Origin of the sequence: Streptomyces sp. NPDC051018 (assembly GCF_044456085.1) — a bacterium.
Lineage (GTDB): Bacteria > Actinomycetota > Actinomycetes > Streptomycetales > Streptomycetaceae > Streptomyces.
The window spans coordinates 76,298-93,622 of record NZ_JBITFN010000025.1; the positions used below are offsets into that span (position 1 = coordinate 76,298).

Sequence of the window (17,325 nt, forward strand, 5' to 3'; positions counted from 1 at the left end):
GCAGCTAGCTCCTTTCCTCCGTGATCGCCACCCGTGGATCGGCCCAGCGGTAGGCGAATTCGAGGAGAGTGTTGATGAGGACGTACGCCACACCGATGAAGACGACGTATCCCCGGAGCGCGAACAGGTCGTTCTCGCGCAGGGACTGGAAGGCGTAGCCGCCGATCCCGGGCCAGGCGAAGAGCTGTTCGATGAGGACGTTTCCGCCCGCCAGGACGAAGCCGGCGACGAGGCCGATGTTGGTGATGACGGGCAGCAGGGCGTTGCGCAGGCCGTCCCGGAAGAGGATCGAGGCGGGCGAGTAGCCGAAGGACCGGGAGGTCCTGGCGTAGTCCGACTCCAGTGCGCGGATCGTCGACGAGCGCACGATCTTGACGATGGAGGCCGAGGCGAGAGTGCCGAGGAGGAGTGCCGGGAGCAGCAGGGTGCGCAGTGCGGCGCCGGCGGTGGCCGGGTCCCCGGCGAGGAGGGCGTCCACGACGTGGAAACCGGTGACGTTGTCGGGCGGCGGGTATCCGCGGGGGAGGCGTCCCGTCGGGCTGTTGAAGACGCCCCACTCGTTGACGAACAGGGAGATCGCCACCAGCGCGACCCAGAAGGCCGCCGTGGCCGAGGCGAGGACCACGAAGATCTGGATGAGCCGGTCCGAGCTCCGGAAGCGGTGGACGGCGGCGGTCACTCCGAGGCCGACACCGAGGACGACCGCGATCAGCAGGGAGAGGGCGCCCAGTTCGAGGGTGGCGCCGAGGCGGCTCAGCAGGTCGTCGCGCACCGGCTGTTCCGTACGGATGGAGGTACCGAGGTCGAACCGGAAGAAGTCGGCCATGTAGCCGCCGAACTGCTCCACCACGGGCCGGTCGAGACCGTACCGCTCGCGCATCAGTCCGACCTGCTCCTCGCTGGCGTACTGACCTGCCGCGACGCGTGCCGGATCGCCGGGGAGAAGCTGGGTGATGAAGAAGATCAGCACGGCGACGCCGACGACGCTGATGACGGCGACCCCGAGTCGTGTGCGGACCGACCTGAGCATGTGGGACTCCTCTGAGCGAACCGCTGTTCCCAGCGGGGTGACGTGCGGGGCGGCGGCCGCCCGTCGCACGTCGGCCTATGGAGCGACTCTCAACCGGTCGAAGCGCAGGTTGGCGTCGTTGGAGTGGGTGATCCCCGAGACGCCCTTCCGGGCGCCGATGAGCACATCGCGGGTGAACAGGAACGCCGCGGGTGCCTCGTCGATGACGATCTGCTGGGCGCGCCGGGACAGTTCACGCCGCTCGCCGGGATCCGGGGTGGCCTTGGCCTTCTCGATCAGCCGGTCGACTTCCCGGTTGCTGAATTTGGTGTAGTTGGTGAAGAGACCGGTCTTGAGGAGGAAGTAGAGCTGGTATACGGAGTCCTGGCCCCAGGAATACCAGGAGTCGACGAACATCTGCATCCTGCCGAGATTCGAGTTGAACTCGGCGTCGCTCATCTCGTTCACCTTCACGTTTATCCCGCCCTTTTTCAGTGCGCTCTGGATGAATACGGCGGACTGCCGGAGGGTGACCTCGGCGGCGGGTACGGAGAGGGTGAGCGAGAGTTCCCCGTCCCGGATGCCCGCCTCGTCGAGGAGTTTCCTCGCGGCGGCCGCGTCGGTCGGGTACGCGACCTTCTCGCCCTTCTCGTCCAGGGCGTCGGTCATCGGATGGGGCACCATCCCGTAGGCCGGGCCGGCGTATCCGTTCATCACGTCGTCGCGGAGGGCGTCGTAGGGGACGAGGTGTGAGATCGCCCTGCGTACGCGAGGGTCCTTGAGCGCGGGGTCCTGGTTGTTGAAGCCGAGGTACACGATGTCGCTGTAGGGGAGTTCGTAGAGCCTCAGCCTCGGGTCCTTCTCGACGGCCTTCGCGAGGTCGGGGGTCAGGCCGACGGCGAGGTCGACGGCTCCGTTCTGGAGGGCGAGGAAACCCTGGTGGGGGTCGGGCATGTTCTGGACCACGATGCGGTCGGGTGCTTGTGTCAGATCCGTCGCCGTGTACGTCCCGTTCTTCTTCAGGGTCATGCTCTGGCCCTTGACCTGGGAGGAGACGGCGTAGGGGCCGGACTCGGTGGCGTCCTTGGCGAAGAACCCGGCCGACCAGGGGTCGTCCTTCGTCGCCGCCGCCGTGGCGGTCGACTCGTCGAGTACGGGGAAGATCTGGAAGGTCAGGAACTGCTCGATCAGGGGCGAGTAGTGGGTCACCCGGAGTTCGACCGTGGACCGGTCGACGGCGACGACGCCCTTCTTCGCGTCGGGGATGTTGAGCCAGGCGCCGATGGCGGAGGCGTAGCCCACGTCGGACAGCGCCCGGCGGAGCGAGTACACGACGTCGTCCGCCGTGACCGGGGAGCCGTCGGCGAACTCGGCGTCCTCGCGGAGCTTCAGCGTCAGGGTGGTCCGGGCGGCGTTCCACGTCGCCGACCGGGCGAGATAGGGCGTGCTCTTCCCGGTGTACTCCAGGACGCCTCCGGCGGGCGCGGCGTAGTCCTCCTGGAGGAGGGAGGCGTAGATGTTCCCCACCACTCCGTAGGCGGCGACCGACCGGAACTGGTGCGGGTCGAGGGTGTCCACTTCCGAGGAGAAGGCGACGACGGTTTCCGCCCCGCTCCGGCCCCGTTCGGACGGGGGATCCGCGCAGGCGGCGGCGGTGACCAGGAGCAGTGAGGCGGTCGCCGTCGCGCCGAGGACTCGACAACGGTGTTTCATGTGCGGGGCCACTCCTCTCACGGTGTCAGCCGGTCCGCAGGGCCGAGCCGAGCCTGGTGATGTCGCTGTGCAGGGAGTCGACGACGATCGGGGCGAGCGCCACCTCGTCGGAGCCGGCCCGGGTCAGCTCGTGGATCCGTGCCACGCAGGTGTCCAGATCGCCGCAGACGGCGAGGCGGTCGATCCAGCTGTCCGGCATATGGGCGGCGAGGTGGGCCTCGCCGCCCTTCGCGACCAGGTCCCGCAGTTCCCCGGTGATGCCGATGGCATCGGTCATGACGGAGCTCTCGCTGTCGGCGAGATAGGCCGCGAGGACCGGGCGGGCCGTGGCACGCGCCCGCTCCCTGGACTCGTCGAGTACGAAGAAGGCAAAGGTGGACACCGGTTTGGCGCTGCCGCCGGGTGCGGCGGCCATGAGTTCGCGCTGGGTGCGGACGAACTCGGGGGTGCTGAAGACCGACAGCAGCAGACCGTCGGCGATCTCGCCGGTCAGGGCCGTCATCTTCGGGCCAGTGGCTCCGACGAGGATCGGGGGCGCCTGCTCGGGCGGGAACTCCAGCCGGACGCGGTCGAAGCGGAATCCGCCGTACTCCCCCGTGACCTCGGCACCGGCGAGCAGGGAGCGTACGGTGTCGACGTTCGCGCGCACGGCGGCCAGCGGACGGGCGTGTCCGATTCCCTGCTGGTCGAGCCAGCCGAGCCCACCCGAGCCGAGCCCGAGGCGGAACCGGCCCGGATGGACGGAGGCGAGGGTGGCGCTCTCCATGGCCGTCAGCGCGGGGTGGCGGGCGTACACCGAGAGCAGGCCCGTGCCGACGCGCAGCCGCTCGGTCGCCCCGAGGACGGCGGCGGCGCCCGCGATGCCGCCGGTGGCGAAGTAGTCCTCCGTCGACCAGACGCTGGTGAAGCCGTGCTCCTCGATCACCCGTGCCACGGAGACGAGTTGCGACGCGTGGAAGCCGCTGCCCAGGACGAACCCGACGGACGGCGTGCCGTCGGCGCCGCCCCCGCCCGCGGTGCTCTCTCCGGCCGCGGTGCCGGTGGTGCCCGTGGTGCCCGGGGGGTTCGCGGCGCTCTGGTCGAGCTGTCCGTCGTTCCGGTTCGGCCCGCTCATTCCTTCACCCTTCCGAGGATCTCTTCGGACGTCAGCGCGATGGTGCCGACGCGGGCGAGCCCGTCGACGAAGCGCGCCAGCCCGGGGCGGGCCGCGATGGCTTCGGCGACGAGTTCGCAGCCGCGCCCGGTGTCGCCCGCGCGCAGCAGGAGTACGCCCTGCCAGACGGTCGGCTCCGGGTCGTCGCCCAGTTCGCGCTGGGTGGCACGCAGACCGGCGAGCGCGTCCTCCAGGGCGTCGCCCGTCACGGGCTCGGAGCCGGTGACCAGCCCGGGGGCGAACACGGACTCGAAGAACACGCCGTACGCCCGGCTCATCCGCAGGCTCGTCGTGAGCGCCTGGAGCGGATCCGGGTCGAAGTCCGCCCGGAGGTCGTACACCCCGCCTTCCCAGGGGTGGGAGACGGGCTCGGCCGCGACGACGCGCAGCGACGCCGACATCCGCCCCCGGACGTCGCCGCCCGCCCTCTCGCCCGCTCTGAGCGCGGCGAGGAGGCGTTCGGCGAACTCGCCCCCGGCGGTCTCGTATCCGTCCGCGATCGCGGGCAGCACACGGTCGTTGTCGAGCATGTTGCCGATCGCGACCATGGACCCGGAGACGACGCTTCCGCACGAGGGCACACACCGCGCGCCGGTGTGGTGGGCGACCGCGCCCGAGGAGTCGAGGACGGCGACCTGGCGGATGTCCCGGTCGGGGTCGGCCGACAGGAGCGCGGTCAGCGCCGCGTCCGCCGCGATTCCCATCCCGAGCAGGTCCAGGCCGCGGGGGCCGTAGGAGACTTCGACGAACGACTGGGTGGCGACGGCGCCCACACCGGCGCGCGCGTGGCCCACGACGATGCCGGCGCCGTAGGCGTGGGTCGCCGTGGCGACCCCGAACCGGCCGGTCGCCTCGTCCTTGGCGACGATGGAGAAAGTCACTGTGCGTTCCGCTCTCGAGGGTTGGGCTCGGGCTAAGGGCTGTCCCGTAATCGGCGGTGGATCAGCGCGCGGCGTCAGATGCGGTGCATCGCAAGGCGGAGGAGCGCCCGCATACTGGGCGTATTTGGGCGTTTCGACAACGAAGCGAGGTGCCGTAGCTGTCGTCGTGCGCCCGCCGGAGATTGCGGGACAGCCCTTAGCGCTCGGCCGGTTGGCGGTACTCCGAGCGGGTTCCGGTGCTGTAGGGGGTGTTGCCGAGGCCGCGTGCCGTGGCGGAGTCCTTGTCCGTCTTGGCGGGCGGGGCCTCGTCGTCGTCGGGGCGGGTCGAGCAGTGGAAGTGCCACATCCGCCACTCGGGCCGGCCCTCGCCGTCGTCCCGCCGGTAGATCTCCGTCGACCGGTAGTAGGCGGGCCTGTCGACTTCCTCGGCGAGGGGGTTGCCGTCCTCGTCCCTGATCCGCCAGGCCGGGAAGTTGCCCTCGGAGACGACGTAGGCCATGTCGCCGCAGACGTCGACCCGGATCACATGGTCCTCGCACAGGCCCCAGCGGTCGGTTCTGGCGTAGAACGTCCACAGCTTCGCGAGGTCGTCCACGCCGAAGTAGGGATGGTCATTGAGATTGAACATCAGAAAGTTCTCGTCGCCGGTGGGGAACACCGTCCGCATCAACGGAATGTTGATGTTGTAGTTCGCGTAGTACCAATCGCTGTGGAGTTGCAGAATCCGCTCTTCGTCGGACAGCTCTCGCGCCATCGTGGAATCCCTTCCATTTCAAGGAGAGAGGCGATGTGTAATTAAATTACATACGCCGGTGGGCCATGGCTAGATACGTGCGGGGAAAAATATTCCACCGGGGATCGATGCCTGCCCGTGCGGAAAATCGTGACGTCCGGGGCCGGTCATGGCGGAGAAACGGCGGCCTGCGGATCAGTCGGGCACCCCGGGCCGTGGGAGAGCCGGCGGAAGGGGCAGGGTGGCGCAGTCGCCCGTCGTCCCCGGGTCGGCCAGGGCGTCGAAGACGCGCCCGAGCTGTTCACGCCGGTCCACGAAGGCGGCCGGGGCACCGCCCCGCAGAGCTCGTTCTTCCCCGGTGAACGGTCCGGCGGCCCCGGCGGACCGTTCCGACCGGGCAGATTCTTCCAACCCGGCAGATTCTTCCGACCCATCACGGCCTTCCTGCCGCGCCAGGGGCGCACCGCCCGTGAGAAGGGCCACGAACTTCTCGCGCAGCGCTTCCCGGGTGGCGGGTCGGGAGTGATGACCGTAGGGGTTGTCGACCGACGCCTCACTGCTCCCGGTCGCGGTTCGCAGGATCACGCGCGCGGGTGACTCGTCGGGCCACCTCTCGTCCAGCGCGGGATCGGCGGTCACGGTGACCCGCCGCGCGAAGTCCGCGGTACGGGGGTCCCAGGCGAATGAAGCGGGCCCGGTCGACCCCGTGAGCAGGGCGGTGGCGACGGCGTACGGCAGCGAGAAGCGTGTGGACAGCGCGTTCGGTTCCGCCTGCCGGTCGACCCGGAGGGCGGCCGACACCGTCGTCACCTCGATACGGCGGACGGCGAGGGGATCACGTTCGGCGAGCCCGTCCCACGCCGTGCGCAGCGCGTCGAGAGCGCTGTGGTTCAGGGCGCAGGAGGAGTGGAACTTGAAGTAGTTGCGCCGGATGCGCAGGGTGTCGGCGGCGACGGGCTCGGTGAGCGTGCTGTCCTCGCGGACGTACGGCGCGATCACGGACAGATGCGAGGCCAGGGAGCCGGTGAAGCCGGCCCGGTGCAGAACGCCGGCCTGCACCCCCGCCCGGTTGGCGTGCCCGGTCCAGGTGTTGCGGGCGCTCGCTCCCGCGTAGCAGGCGTCCCACCCCGTCAGCAGCGGCTGGGTGGCGGCGATCCGCGCCAGGGCCACCGGGTCCTCGCCGCTCAGCACGGCGACGGCGGTCGCCGCTCCGAGGGCGCCGACGTGCCCGTGCGGGTGCATGGCGTGGGGCAGGACGAACGACTCGAAGAGGCGGGCGGCCACCTCGTACCCGGCGGTGACGGCCGTGATCAGTGCCGCCCCCGACGCGCCGGACGCCTCGGCCACCGCCAGCGCTGCGGGCACCACATGCATCGCGGGGTGCCCGGTGGGCCTGAATCCCTCGTCGAGTTCGAGGAAGGTGCCTGCGGTTCCATTGAGCCAGGCGACGGTCGCCGGGGTGCCGTGGAGCGCGGCCGGGACCAGGGCCCGTGCGGACGGCGGGCCCGCCGGGGCCCGTGTCAGTCCGAGTGAGGGGTCGTCCGCCAGGGCGACGACCTCGGGCGAGCGGGCTCCCGCGCACATGACCCCGACGCTGTCCGCGAGGACGAGCCCCGCGTGGGCGACGGTGTCCGGGGGCAGTTCGGCGGGTGTCAGCGCGCCCGCCCGTGCGATGAGTTCCTCGACCTGTCTCCGAAGGGCCGCGGTCACGTTCGTACCGCCGCCCGGCCGGCCGTGTGGTCACCCGCGACGAACCGGCCCCGCCGCTCCCCCACGGGTTCGCCGTCCTTCATGGCCGGGTGACCACCGAGCACACTCGCCGTCACCCGGCCTCTCAGATCCCAGCCGTCCCAGGTCGTGACCGGGTTGAGCGCGTGCATCCGGTCATTGGAGACATGCCAGCTCCCCTCGGGGTCGACGAGTGTGAGGTCCGCGTCGGCGCCCGGCCGGACCGTGCCCTTGCGGGGCCACAGGCCGTACAGCCTGGCTGTCTCCGTCGACAGCACCCCGGCGAGCCGGGCCGGGGAGATCCGCCCGCGGACCATCGCGTCCACCATGAGCGGCGCGAGGGTCTCGACGCCGAGCCCTCCGGCGGGGGCGCTCCCGAAACCGCGCATCTTCTCCTCGACGAGGTGCGGCGCGTGGTCGGAGCCGACGGACATGACGGTACCGTCGGCGACGGCCGCCCACAGGGCGTCCTGGTCGGCCTGGGAGCGTACGGGCGGATAGACCTTGAGCGCCGGGCCGAGCCGCTCGGCGTCCCGTTCGGTCAGGGTGAGGTACTGCGGGCAGGTCTCGGCGGTGACGGGCGCCCCCGCCGCCCGGGCCTCGCGTACCACCTGGGCCCCGGCCGCCGAGCCCATGTGGACGACGTGGAATCGGCATCCGGTGGCGCGGGCGAACTGCGCTCCGACCGCGATCGAGGTCGCCTCGGCCAGGGCGGGGCGGGCGCGCAGCAGATCGTCGTACGTCTCGATGGGGTGGCCGAGCCGTTCGGCGGAGCGCGCCAGGATGTGGCGGTCCTCGCAGTGGGCGGCCAGCACCCCGCCGCAGGAGGCGACTTCCCGGAACATCTCCACCACCTCGCCGTTCTCCGGCGGCAGCAGCAGCGAATCGGGGGGCGCGGCGGCGAAGTCGTAGACCAGGCCCTTGGTCCTGCGGTCGAGCGCGTAGCCCCAGAAGAACTTGACCGCGACGGCACCGGCGCGGTGGAGCGGGGCGATCTCGTGCAGATTGGCCGGTCCGAGCGCCATCCCCCACAGGCCGAAGTCGGTCCACGCCTTGGCCGCGTGCTCCTCCCGGCGGCGTTCGAAGGTGGCCACGTCGGTCACCGCGGGGACCGCGTTGGGCATCTCCAGCAGGGTGGTCGTACCACCGCAGAGCGCGCCGAGCGTGGAGTGCGCGAAGGTCTCCTTGTGGGTGGCGCCGGGGTCGCGGGAGTGGACGTGCGGATCGATGAACCCGGGGAAGACGAGCTGCCCGGCGGCGTCGACGCGCTCGTCGGCCGCCACCCGCTCGCCGGGGGCGAGCAGCGCCCGGATCCGGCCGTCGGAACACAGCACATCGGCCTCGACCGGGCCCTGCTCCGTGACGACCGTGCCACTGCTGACCAGAAGCTTCATACGGGGGCTCCGTTCGGTTCTCTGTCACTGGTGTGCGGACCGGCCGCCCGGGCCGGCTCCCGCGCGGCCCGGGCGTCGAGCCGCAGCATCGACGCGAGCAGAAGGTCGGTCCCCACGGCGAGCTGCGCGGGGTCGGTCCACTCCTCCGGGACGTGCGACAGCCCGCGCCGGCTGGCGACGAAGATCATCGCCGTGGGGGTCACCCGGTTGATCATCTGCGCGTCGTGGGAGGCGCCGGAGGTCAGTACGCGGTACGGGATGCCCAGGGTGCCCGCGCTGGCGGTCACCTCGTTGCGTACCCAGTCCGGGAGGACCACGGCCGAGGTGTCGGCCAGCAGCCGGACCGACAGCCGGGTGCCGCGCCGCCGGCACACGTCCCGGGTACGGCCCACAATCTCGGTCACCGTACGGCGCTGGCGGTCCGCGTCGACGTCCCGGACGTCGAGCGAGAAGGCCGCGTGTCCGGGGATGGTCGTGATCGAGCCCGGTTCCACCGCGAGCCGGCCCACGGTGGCGCGGGTGCCGCGGTGCCGGGGGTCGAGCGCGATCCGCTCCGCGACGAGCACGGCCTCGGCGGCGGCCGCGAGGGCGTCGGCCCGGCCCCGCATGGGAGTTCCCCCGCTGTGGGACGCCTGCCCCGTGATCACCAGCTCCAGCCGGGTCGACCCCGAGATCAGGTCGACCACGCCGACATCGAGTTTCGCGGTCTCCAGTACGGACCCCTGTTCGACGTGGAGTTCGACGAAGGCGGACCAGTCCTCGGGGCGCCAGGGTGTCGCGACCGCGAGATCGGGGTCGAGGCCGACCGAGTTCATCGCCTCGGCCAGGGAGATTCCGTCCCTGTCCCGGCGCTCGTCCAGCTCACGGCGGGAGGAGAGCCGGGCTGCCAGCTTCGAGCCGCAGCACGCCTGTCCGAACCGTGCGCCTTCCTCACCGGCGAACGCCACGAAGCGCAGCGGGAGTTCCGTCTCGGTTCCGGACTCCGCCAGCATGCGCGCGACCTCGACGGCCGCCATGGTCCCCGCGATGCCGTCGAAGCGGCCGCCGTGGTAGACGGAGTCGAGGTGGCTGCCGGTGCCGACGGCGGGGCCGTCCGCCCGGCCGGGACGGGTGGCGATGGTGTTGCCCGCCGGGTCGACACGCACCTCGCAGCCGGCGGCCGTCATCCACGTCCCGAACAGCGCGTGGGCCTCGCGTTCGAGCGGGGTGTAGGCGAGCCTGCTGACGCCGGGGCCGCCCTCGCTGAGCGCGGCCATGCTCCGCAGGGTGGACCACATGCGGTCGGGATCGGCCTCGGGGAGTGCTGACGGGCTCATCGCGGTGTCTCCTGTTCCCGTCGGGCGGCCGCGCGCAGTTCCCTGTCGTCGAACAGCCGGTCCAGGCCGACCGCGAGCGCGCCGAGACGGCTTTCGGCTCCCCGGTCGCGGTCGACGGCCGCGAGTACCCCCGCGACCGTGGCGCCCCGTTCGCGTACGGCGAGGACGGCGCGCTCGGCGGAGGCGCCGGTCCCGGTCACGCCTTCGACGACGAGCACCCGCTCGCCCGGGTGCAGTTCGCCGAAGCACCGCAGCTCCTCCCCGGACGGGGCGGGCGCGGTACGGGCGATCACCAGCGGCAGTCCGGTCTCCAGGGCCAGGCCCGTGCCCAGGACGAGTGAATGGGGCTCGCGGCCGACGATCCGGTCCACGTCCGGGGGAACCCGGCCCGCGAGCAGGGAGACCAGCCTGCGGAGCACGGTCGGCTTGGTCAGGAACTGGTCGGCGTCGATGAACTCGCCGTGGGTTCCCCAGGCGGCCGAGACGACGTCGGCGAGGAGTTCGGTACGACGTACCCCGTCCGGCTGGAAGGCACGCGGGTCGCCCGCGGCGAGTGCGGTGGGGAAGTCGGCCGACATCTCGTCCCCGGCGTCCTGCCGGTCGTGGTGCTGGTGGTGGTCTGCTGTGGTGGTACTCATGTCAGGTGTCCGTTTCCGCGCGCCGCCAGGACGCCCTTGCGTTCGGCCGACTCCCAGAGCCGGTGCACCGCGGCCGTGGCGGCCCGGACGGCGGCGGCCTCGTCGCACCCGAGGATCGTGCCGTGCCGTACGACGACCTTCCCGTCGATCATCACGAGGGAGACATCGGCGGGCGTCGCGTTCCACACCAGGTTCCTCAGCGGATCCCGTACGGGCTGGAGATGAGGGGCGCTCAGATCGACGGCCACCAGATCGGCGGCGTATCCGGCCTCGATCCGCCCGAGGCCGGGCTGCGGCAGCGCCGAGGCACCCACCTCGGTGGCGGCGCGCAGCAGTGTCGCGGCATCGCCGGCACCGGATTCGCCGCTGGTGAGTTTGGCGATGAAGCCCGCGGCGCGCAGCTCGGCGAAGTAGTCGAAGCTGTAGGCGTCCGTGCCGATGCCCGTGCGCACACCCTGGCGGTGGAAGCGGTCGAAGGACACGGTGACACCGCTGCGGGCGAAGGTGAGCGGGCAGTGGGCGACGGTGGTCCCGGTCTCCCTCAGAAGGGTGAGGTCGCCGTCCTCGGCGTAGACGCAGTGCGCCGCCACGACATGGGGTCCGAGCGCGCCGTTGTCGTACAGGAATTCCACCGGGGTACGGCCGTGGCGTTCCCTGACCGTGTCGACCTCGATACGGCTCTGCGCGGCATGGACGCTGACGATCGTGCCGCGGTCCTTCGCCTCACGGGCGATGCGGCGCAGCAGTTCCGGGGAGCAGGTGTCGGTGGCGTGGGGTCCGAACCCGACGCGTATGAGACCTCCGGGCCCCTCGTCGAAAGCGTCGGCGATCTCCAGCGCGTCGCGCAGTGAGCGGTTCTCGTCGGTCCGGCCGTACACCGGTCTGCCGGAGGCGTCGAGCCCCCGCGTGGGTGTGGAGAAGATGTACGGCGCGCCCCAGGCGCGCAGGCCCAGTTCCCGGGCCACGGCGAAGTACTGCCGGTGCACGGCGCGCGGCATGTCGAGGACGGTGGTGGTCCCGCTGCGGAGGATCTCCATCAGCGCGAGGCGGTACACGGCCCGGATCTCGTCCTCGGACAGCACCTCGCCCGCGTGGTCCCCGAGCGGCAGCAGTACCCCGTAGACGATGCTGTCGGCCGCCGTCTCCGGTCCGGCGTCGTCCACGATCCCGCGGAAGACGGGTCCGTTGAGCGCGTGGTTGTGCAGATTGACGAAGCCGGGGATCAGGACCGCCTCGCCCAGCTCCACGCGCCGTGCGCCGACCTCGGTGGGACCCCGTACGACGTCGAGGATGCGCCCGCCCCGGACGAGTACGGTCGCGTCCTCGACGGCCCGCAGGCCGTCCCTTCCATCCGGTACGACGGTCCAGCGGGGGCTCAGCGCGGTGAGGGGAGATGACATCGCGACCTCCATTGCAGAAGGGCATGTAATCGAATTACATTGCACCCTACTCACCGCGGCGGCCCCGTCAACACTCCCGTCCGGGCCGCATCCACACACCTGGAGGCTCCAGTGAGCGACCTCACCGTTGTGCGTAACGCGCATGTCTTCGCCCCGGAGGACCTGGGCGTGTGCGACATCCTCATCGCCGGGGAGCGGATCGTCGTCGTCGGCCCACGCCTGCAATGGGGGCGATTGCCCGTGCGGGAGATCGACGCCTCGGGGCGGCGGGTCGTCCCGGGCATGGTCGACGGGCATCTGCACATCATCGGCGGCGGCGGGAACGAGGGGTACGCGTCCCGGATCCCCGAACTGTGGGTGGGCGAACTGGTGGCGGCGGGCATCACGACCGCCGTGGCACCACCCGGCGTCGACATGGTCGCCAAGAACCTCGACGGCATCCTCGCCAAGGCCTACGCCCTGGACAGCGAGGGCGTCTCGGCGTACATGATGGTGGGCGGATTCCAGCGGCCCTTCCGCACCTTCACCGGGTCCGTGCTCCGTGACATCTTCACCATCGAGAAGATCCTCGGCGTCAAGGTTGCCCTGGGCGAGACCCGTGCCTCGCGCTTTCGCGAGCACGAGCTGGTCGAACTGGCGGCCCAGCTCCAGTGGCTGGCCGGAACCACCGGCAAGGCGTGTGTCATGCACGCCCACCTGGGCGGTACGGAGGATCCCGCGGGCCAGCTGCTGCACACCATGCGGACGTCCGGCGTCCCGGCGGAGCGCTTCCAGGCGACCCACTGCAACTACACACCCGACACCATGGAGGCGGCACAACAGGTCGCCCTCGCCGGTGGCTTCGTCGACTTCAACCCGATCCTGACACCCGACTTCGGGCACCCCACCGCCGTTCCGGTGGCGCGGGCGATCCTGGAGAGTCTGGACGCCGGAGTCGACAGCGGCCTGGTGACCATGACGACCGACGGGAACGCGAGCGTCCCGGTCACCCTGGAGGACGGCACCCGCGGCCCGTACGAGAAGAGCCTCACCTGGCTGTGGGACGCGGTGGTCGAACTCGTCCGGGAGGGCGGACTGCCGCTGACGCAGGCCCTGTCGTTCGTGACGACCAATCCGGCCCGGGCCCTGGGACTCGACGCCCGCAAGGGACGCATCCGGGCGGGGACGGACGCCGATCTCCTGGTGATCGGTGCCGACATGGCCATCGAGCAGGTGATCGCACGCGGCCGCCATGTGGTCCGGGACGGCCGTCCGGTGGCCATGTCGCTCTACGAGCCCGGCAGGGGAGACCCGGACGGCCGCAAGGCCCTCGCCACGTCCGGCGGCTGACCGGCTCCTGAGGGCCGGACACATCACACCGCGGGCGCCGCCGTACCCGGGTGAGCCCGGTGCGGACGGGCCGGGCGACCGTTCAGCGCGTCCACGCGAACCCCGTCCGGGCAACCGGCCTGGCCCGCGGGGGCCGTGTGTGCGGTACCCGTCGCCACCGTCCGGCGGCGAGGAGGCGCAGCGGGCCCGTTCCCGGGTGTCACACGGCGGCGGGCATCACACGGCCGTGTCCGCGGTCCTCCCGCGCGACGAAGCGACTGTGGCCGGCGGTGTCCCCCGTACGCACCGCCGGCACAGGTGTCAGGCGGCGGCCGTCTCCCCGGCGGGCTCGACGGACGCGGTGCCGGTGCCGGCAACGGCGGCACTGCCGTTGGTCCCGGCGGAGGCGGCGTCGGCGCGAACCGCCGTGTAGTACACCGTGGCACCCTGCTTGACCCGCTCCACGCGGCTGCGGGCCACCAGGCGCTCGGTGGTGGTGCGCACGAGGTTGTCGCTGATGTTACGGCCCGGGTGGGCGTCGGTGAGAGCCTGCGCGATCTCGCGGGCCGTACGCGGCTCGGTCTGTGTGCCGAGGTGACCGTGGATCAGATCGCCGAGGGCCGGTGCCTTGGCCGCCGGCTCCTTCCCCGCTCCGGCCTTCACCGCTGCGGTGCTCGCCGCGGCCTTGGCGTCCGCCGGCTTCTTCACCGCGGACTTCTTCGCGGCGGGCTTCTTGACCGCGGGCTTCTTGGCGACCGGCTTCTTCGCACCGGACTGCTCGGCCGCGGGCTTCGCCGCCGTCGCCTTCGCCGCCGTGGACTTCACGGCCGTCTTCTTGGCGGGTGCCTTCTTCGCGGCACGCTTGCCCGCGGCCGCCGGCTTGCCCGCGGCCGGGGACTTCGCGGCTGGTGCGCCGCCGACGGCCTTCCTGCCACGGCGGGGTGAGGGCACCGCCGACACCTGCGTGGCGTCTCCCAGGGCCGCGCTCATGCTGCGCAGCAGTTCGTGGTCCTTCTCCAGGGTGGTCAACTCCGTCTGGAGGGTGTCGATCTCGGCACGGATGCGGTCCTGCTCCGCGGTGTTCCGTTCCAGGTCGGCGCGGACTTTGTCGGCGTACTCGGCCTTGAGGTCGGTGTTCTCTTGCTGAGGCACGGGGGGCTCCTCTGTGTGTGGTTACGGGCCGGACTCTACTCACCAACGGGGACCGGTACATACTCGTGTGGAATCTCGGCCTCCCGCGACCGTGCGCTCCGGCGCCGTTTTCTCCCCGCACAACTGCCCCCGGAGCGGGCTGACGGTCTTCATCCGGCGGCCCGTCAGTGGCCGGTGACCGGGCGGCGACGGGCCGGTGGTTTACTGACCTCACCGGTCTCCCACGGCCCGGGGACTTCCCGGGCCCCGCCACACCGACACCGGTCGGCCGTACCTCCGCCCGTACACACACCCGCTGTTCGTTCCGCCACGGCGCTGCCCCCGGCGCTCCCGGACACACATCGCCGGCGGGCAGGAGACTCCCGGCCCGTCCGGGCGAACCGAACACCTGGCCGCCAGAACCGCCTCTCCGGTACGCCGTACATCACGACCCGGGACGGCCCCGGTCGCTGTGTTTCCGCGACTCGGCGCGGTCCGGCTGCCGCGCGCCCCGGCCCCCGGCGACCAGCGGGTAGCCCTCACCGCCTCCGGCGCGGACGGCTCCCGATGCCGGGCCCCCGGCGGTGCCGGTCTCACGCAGACGCGTTCGACGGGTCCGTACGCCCCCGCTGTGACCACGGTTCCCCTCGCTCCGGAAGTCGCACCCCGGGCATGGGAGGGCCCGCGCACCGGGCGCCGTTCACCGAGCGGCGCCCCCGCCGGGTGTCAGGTCAGCAGGCCCGCCGCGATCGCCCTGGCGTTGCGGATCGGCTCCGCGCTGCGCTCCCGTACGACGGTGACGGTCGCGCCGTCCATCAGCAGGACGAACTGCCGTGCCAGGGCGTCGCAGTCACGCTGCCCTGCCTCGGCGAGCAGTTCGGCGATGTAGTCGGCGACCGCGTGCTTGTGTTCGGACGCCAGGCGGTGGACCGGGCCGTCGGCGTCCGCGGACTCGGTCATGGCGTTGATGAAGGCGCAGCCCCGGTAGTTCCCCTGCTCGCTGTCCTGCTCCAGGGCGTCGAAGACGGCCAGCGGTTCGCGGCCCCGGGCCTCCACCTCCTCCGCCAGCCAGTGGCGCCAGGCGGCGTCGCGTTCTTCGAGGACCGCGACGACCAGTTCGTCCTTGCTCGCGAAGTGGCGGTAGAAGGAAGCGCGCCCGACGCCCGAGTCGGCCAGCAGGCGTTCGACCCCTACCGCGCGGATGCCCTCCGCGAAGAAGAGTTCCTTGGCGGTCTCGATGAGCCGTTCTCTGGCGTGTGTGGCCATGGGCCCACCGTAGTCCACCTTGACGAAAAACGGAACCATTCAGTACCGTCCTCAATACGGTACCGATCGGTACCGAAATATGGCGGAGGCTTCCGCGCCCCGCCCATGCCCGTCTGCCCGCCGCCCGGCTCCGCCCGGTCGGCCGCACCTCGCCCGGACACCCGCGAAGCACCCACGACTGGACGGTTATGGACCACGAGCTCCCCGGCACCACCCGAGCCGTATCCGAGAACGCCCCGGAGCCACCTGCCCGCACACCCCGTGACCGCCCTCCCGCGCCCGGAGCCTCCCGCTGGGCCGTGCCCGTGCTGGGCTTCGCCACCTTCGCCGTCGGAACGGACGAGTTCGTCCTGGCCGGTGTGCTGCCCGAGTTGGGCAGCGACCTCGGTGTCTCCGTCACCACCGCGGGCCAGGTGGTGACGGCGTTCGCCCTGACCTGCGCGGTGCTTGCGCCGGTACTCGCCACGGCCACCGCCCGGCGGGCACGGCGCGGCGTCCTGCTGCTCGCCGTCGCCGTCTATCTCGTGGGCAATGCGGCCACCGCGCTCGCCCCCACCTTCGCCACCGTGCTCGCGGCCCAGATGATCGCCGCCGCGGGCGCCGGACTCTTCGTCCCCACCGCCGCCGTCACCGCGGCGGCGCTGGTCCCGCCGGACCGTCAGGGCCGCGCCATCGCCGTGGTCACGACGGGGTTCACCGCGGCCACGGCGATGGGCGCGCCCCTCGGCACCGCCGTGGGCGGCATCCTGGGCTGGCGCGCGACGATGTGGTTCGTGGCCGTACTCGCCCTGCTCGGTCTGATCGGTATCCGGGCCCTGGTGCCCGCGCGGGTGGCGGTGTCCGCGCCCCTGGGGCTGCGGCAGCGCCTCGCTCCGCTCAAGGACCGCCGGGTGCCGGCCATTCTGGCGACCACGCTGATCGGCTTCACGGCCGTCTACATCCCGTACACGTACATCGCCGTCGTGTTCGAACCCGCCACCGGCGGCAGCGGCGACCGGCTGGCCGTACTCATGTTCACCCTCGGCGTCATCGGCACCCTCGGAAACCTCGGTGCCGGATGGCTCGCGGACCGCTTCGGCGGACGCGGGGTGGTCACGGTGGCGCTGCTGTGGACGGCCGCGAGTCTGCTGCTCTTTCCGCCCGCCACCGGCGCCTTCCTCCCGGCGCTCATGGTGATCGCGGTGTACGGGGTGGGCGCGTTCGCCATCACCACACCCCAGCAGCACCGGCTGATCACGCTCGATCCGGCCTCCGCCCCGGTGCTGATCGCGCTCAACGCCGCGATCCTGTACCTCGCGATCTCGCTGTCCGGGGTCGTGGGCGCGGTCGGCATCGTCTGGGCGGGTGCCGGCTCGCTGCCGCTCATCGCGGCCGGACTCGCGGCCGTCGCCCTGCTCATCTCCGAGCTGGGCCACCGGCTGTCCCGCCGGCCGGCCTCCGGGCGGCCCCCGGCGGGCGTGGACGGCGGAACCCCGTCCACGGCCCGCGCCGACGGGTAGCCGTTACGGGCCGGGGCGGTGCGGGGCCCTGTCCGGGACGGTGAATGGCTGCCCGCGCCCCGGCGGCGCCCCGGCGGGCACGCACGACCGGGGCGTCGGCGTTCCACCGCCTGGACCGCTGCCTCACGACGGTGCCGTCCGCCCGAAGGCCGGGCG

14 protein-coding genes are annotated in these 17,325 nt (G+C 71.8%); 2 read left to right on the plus strand and 12 right to left on the minus strand.

The genetic code is table 11. The annotated features are described in order from the left end of the window. Positions 1-4 precede the first annotated feature (4 nt). The 10 genes from ACIBCM_RS30905 to ACIBCM_RS30950 all read right to left on the minus strand — a co-directional run bounded on the left by ACIBCM_RS30905 (position 5) and on the right by ACIBCM_RS30950 (position 11,965). A complete protein-coding gene (locus tag ACIBCM_RS30905) occupies positions 5-1,030 on the minus strand; it encodes an ABC transporter permease (protein WP_399248996.1) in 1,026 nt (341 codons plus the stop codon). 75 nt (positions 1,031-1,105) lie between these two features. Continuing rightward, positions 1,106-2,722, minus strand: a complete 1,617-nt coding sequence (locus ACIBCM_RS30910) for an ABC transporter substrate-binding protein (RefSeq protein WP_399248998.1) — start codon at positions 2,720-2,722, stop codon at positions 1,106-1,108. A gap of 25 nt (positions 2,723-2,747) precedes the next feature. Further along, a complete protein-coding gene (locus tag ACIBCM_RS30915; RefSeq protein WP_399249000.1) occupies positions 2,748-3,836 on the minus strand; it encodes an LLM class flavin-dependent oxidoreductase in 1,089 nt (362 codons plus the stop codon). Next, a complete protein-coding gene (locus ACIBCM_RS30920) occupies positions 3,833-4,756 on the minus strand; it encodes a DUF1028 domain-containing protein (protein ID WP_399249002.1) in 924 nt (307 codons plus the stop codon). The genes ACIBCM_RS30915 and ACIBCM_RS30920 overlap by 4 nt, the downstream gene beginning before the upstream one ends. Before the next feature lie 196 nt (positions 4,757-4,952). Then, positions 4,953-5,510: a YybH family protein gene (locus tag ACIBCM_RS30925; protein WP_399249004.1), complete on the minus strand. Its 558-nt coding sequence runs from the start codon at positions 5,508-5,510 to the stop codon at positions 4,953-4,955. A 174-nt stretch (positions 5,511-5,684) separates the two neighbouring features. Further along, positions 5,685-7,199, minus strand: coding sequence for an MmgE/PrpD family protein (locus ACIBCM_RS30930; protein WP_399249006.1), 1,515 nt, complete (start codon positions 7,197-7,199; stop codon positions 5,685-5,687). Further along, a complete protein-coding gene (locus ACIBCM_RS30935) occupies positions 7,196-8,611 on the minus strand; it encodes a dihydroorotase family protein (protein WP_399249008.1) in 1,416 nt (471 codons plus the stop codon). Before ACIBCM_RS30935 ends, ACIBCM_RS30930 begins: the two co-directional genes overlap by 4 nt. Further along, a complete protein-coding gene (locus ACIBCM_RS30940) occupies positions 8,608-9,927 on the minus strand; it encodes a Zn-dependent hydrolase (protein WP_399249010.1) in 1,320 nt (439 codons plus the stop codon). Before ACIBCM_RS30940 ends, ACIBCM_RS30935 begins: the two co-directional genes overlap by 4 nt. Continuing rightward, positions 9,924-10,565 (minus strand): orotate phosphoribosyltransferase, encoded by a 642-nt coding sequence (locus ACIBCM_RS30945; RefSeq protein WP_399249012.1) that lies wholly within the window; start codon positions 10,563-10,565, stop codon positions 9,924-9,926. Before ACIBCM_RS30945 ends, ACIBCM_RS30940 begins: the two co-directional genes overlap by 4 nt. Then, positions 10,562-11,965 (minus strand): amidohydrolase family protein, encoded by a 1,404-nt coding sequence (locus tag ACIBCM_RS30950; RefSeq protein WP_399249014.1) that lies wholly within the window; start codon positions 11,963-11,965, stop codon positions 10,562-10,564. Before ACIBCM_RS30950 ends, ACIBCM_RS30945 begins: the two co-directional genes overlap by 4 nt. A 111-nt stretch (positions 11,966-12,076) precedes the next feature. Between ACIBCM_RS30950 and ACIBCM_RS30955 the strand changes: the two genes are divergently transcribed. Beyond that, positions 12,077-13,294: an amidohydrolase family protein gene (locus ACIBCM_RS30955; protein ID WP_399249016.1), complete on the plus strand. Its 1,218-nt coding sequence runs from the start codon at positions 12,077-12,079 to the stop codon at positions 13,292-13,294. Between the two features lie 300 nt (positions 13,295-13,594). Here the strand turns inward: ACIBCM_RS30955 and ACIBCM_RS30960 are convergent, their stop codons facing one another. Continuing rightward, positions 13,595-14,425 carry a hypothetical protein gene (locus ACIBCM_RS30960; protein WP_399249018.1) on the minus strand — a complete coding sequence of 277 codons (831 nt, stop codon included), beginning with the start codon at positions 14,423-14,425 and terminating at the stop codon, positions 13,595-13,597. Between the two features lie 705 nt (positions 14,426-15,130). Further along, the gene (locus ACIBCM_RS30965) at positions 15,131-15,670 is read right to left on the minus strand and encodes a TetR/AcrR family transcriptional regulator (protein WP_399249020.1); all 540 of its coding nucleotides are present in this window, start codon (positions 15,668-15,670) and stop codon (positions 15,131-15,133) included. A 188-nt stretch (positions 15,671-15,858) separates the two neighbouring features. On the opposite strand from ACIBCM_RS30965, the gene ACIBCM_RS30970 reads away from it, so the two are divergent. Then, the gene (locus ACIBCM_RS30970) at positions 15,859-17,169 is read left to right on the plus strand and encodes an MFS transporter (RefSeq protein WP_399249023.1); all 1,311 of its coding nucleotides are present in this window, start codon (positions 15,859-15,861) and stop codon (positions 17,167-17,169) included. Positions 17,170-17,325: the final 156 nt, after the last annotated feature.

Bases quoted from the DNA above. Each gene is read 5' to 3' on its own strand.
- ACIBCM_RS30905 (WP_399248996.1), bottom strand. From the start codon at position 1,030: ATGCTCAGGTCGGTCCGCACACGACTCGGGGTCGCCGTCATCAGCGTC.
- ACIBCM_RS30910 (WP_399248998.1), bottom strand. From the start codon at position 2,722: ATGAAACACCGTTGTCGAGTCCTCGGCGCGACGGCGACCGCCTCACTG.
- ACIBCM_RS30915 (WP_399249000.1), bottom strand. From the start codon at position 3,836: ATGAGCGGGCCGAACCGGAACGACGGACAGCTCGACCAGAGCGCCGCG.
- ACIBCM_RS30925 (WP_399249004.1), bottom strand. From the start codon at position 5,510: ATGGCGCGAGAGCTGTCCGACGAAGAGCGGATTCTGCAACTCCACAGC.
- ACIBCM_RS30935 (WP_399249008.1), bottom strand. From the start codon at position 8,611: ATGAAGCTTCTGGTCAGCAGTGGCACGGTCGTCACGGAGCAGGGCCCG.
- ACIBCM_RS30940 (WP_399249010.1), bottom strand. From the start codon at position 9,927: ATGAGCCCGTCAGCACTCCCCGAGGCCGATCCCGACCGCATGTGGTCC.
- ACIBCM_RS30945 (WP_399249012.1), bottom strand. From the start codon at position 10,565: ATGAGTACCACCACAGCAGACCACCACCAGCACCACGACCGGCAGGAC.
- ACIBCM_RS30950 (WP_399249014.1), bottom strand. From the start codon at position 11,965: ATGTCATCTCCCCTCACCGCGCTGAGCCCCCGCTGGACCGTCGTACCG.
- ACIBCM_RS30965 (WP_399249020.1), bottom strand. From the start codon at position 15,670: ATGGCCACACACGCCAGAGAACGGCTCATCGAGACCGCCAAGGAACTC.
- ACIBCM_RS30970 (WP_399249023.1), top strand. From the start codon at position 15,859: ATGGACCACGAGCTCCCCGGCACCACCCGAGCCGTATCCGAGAACGCC.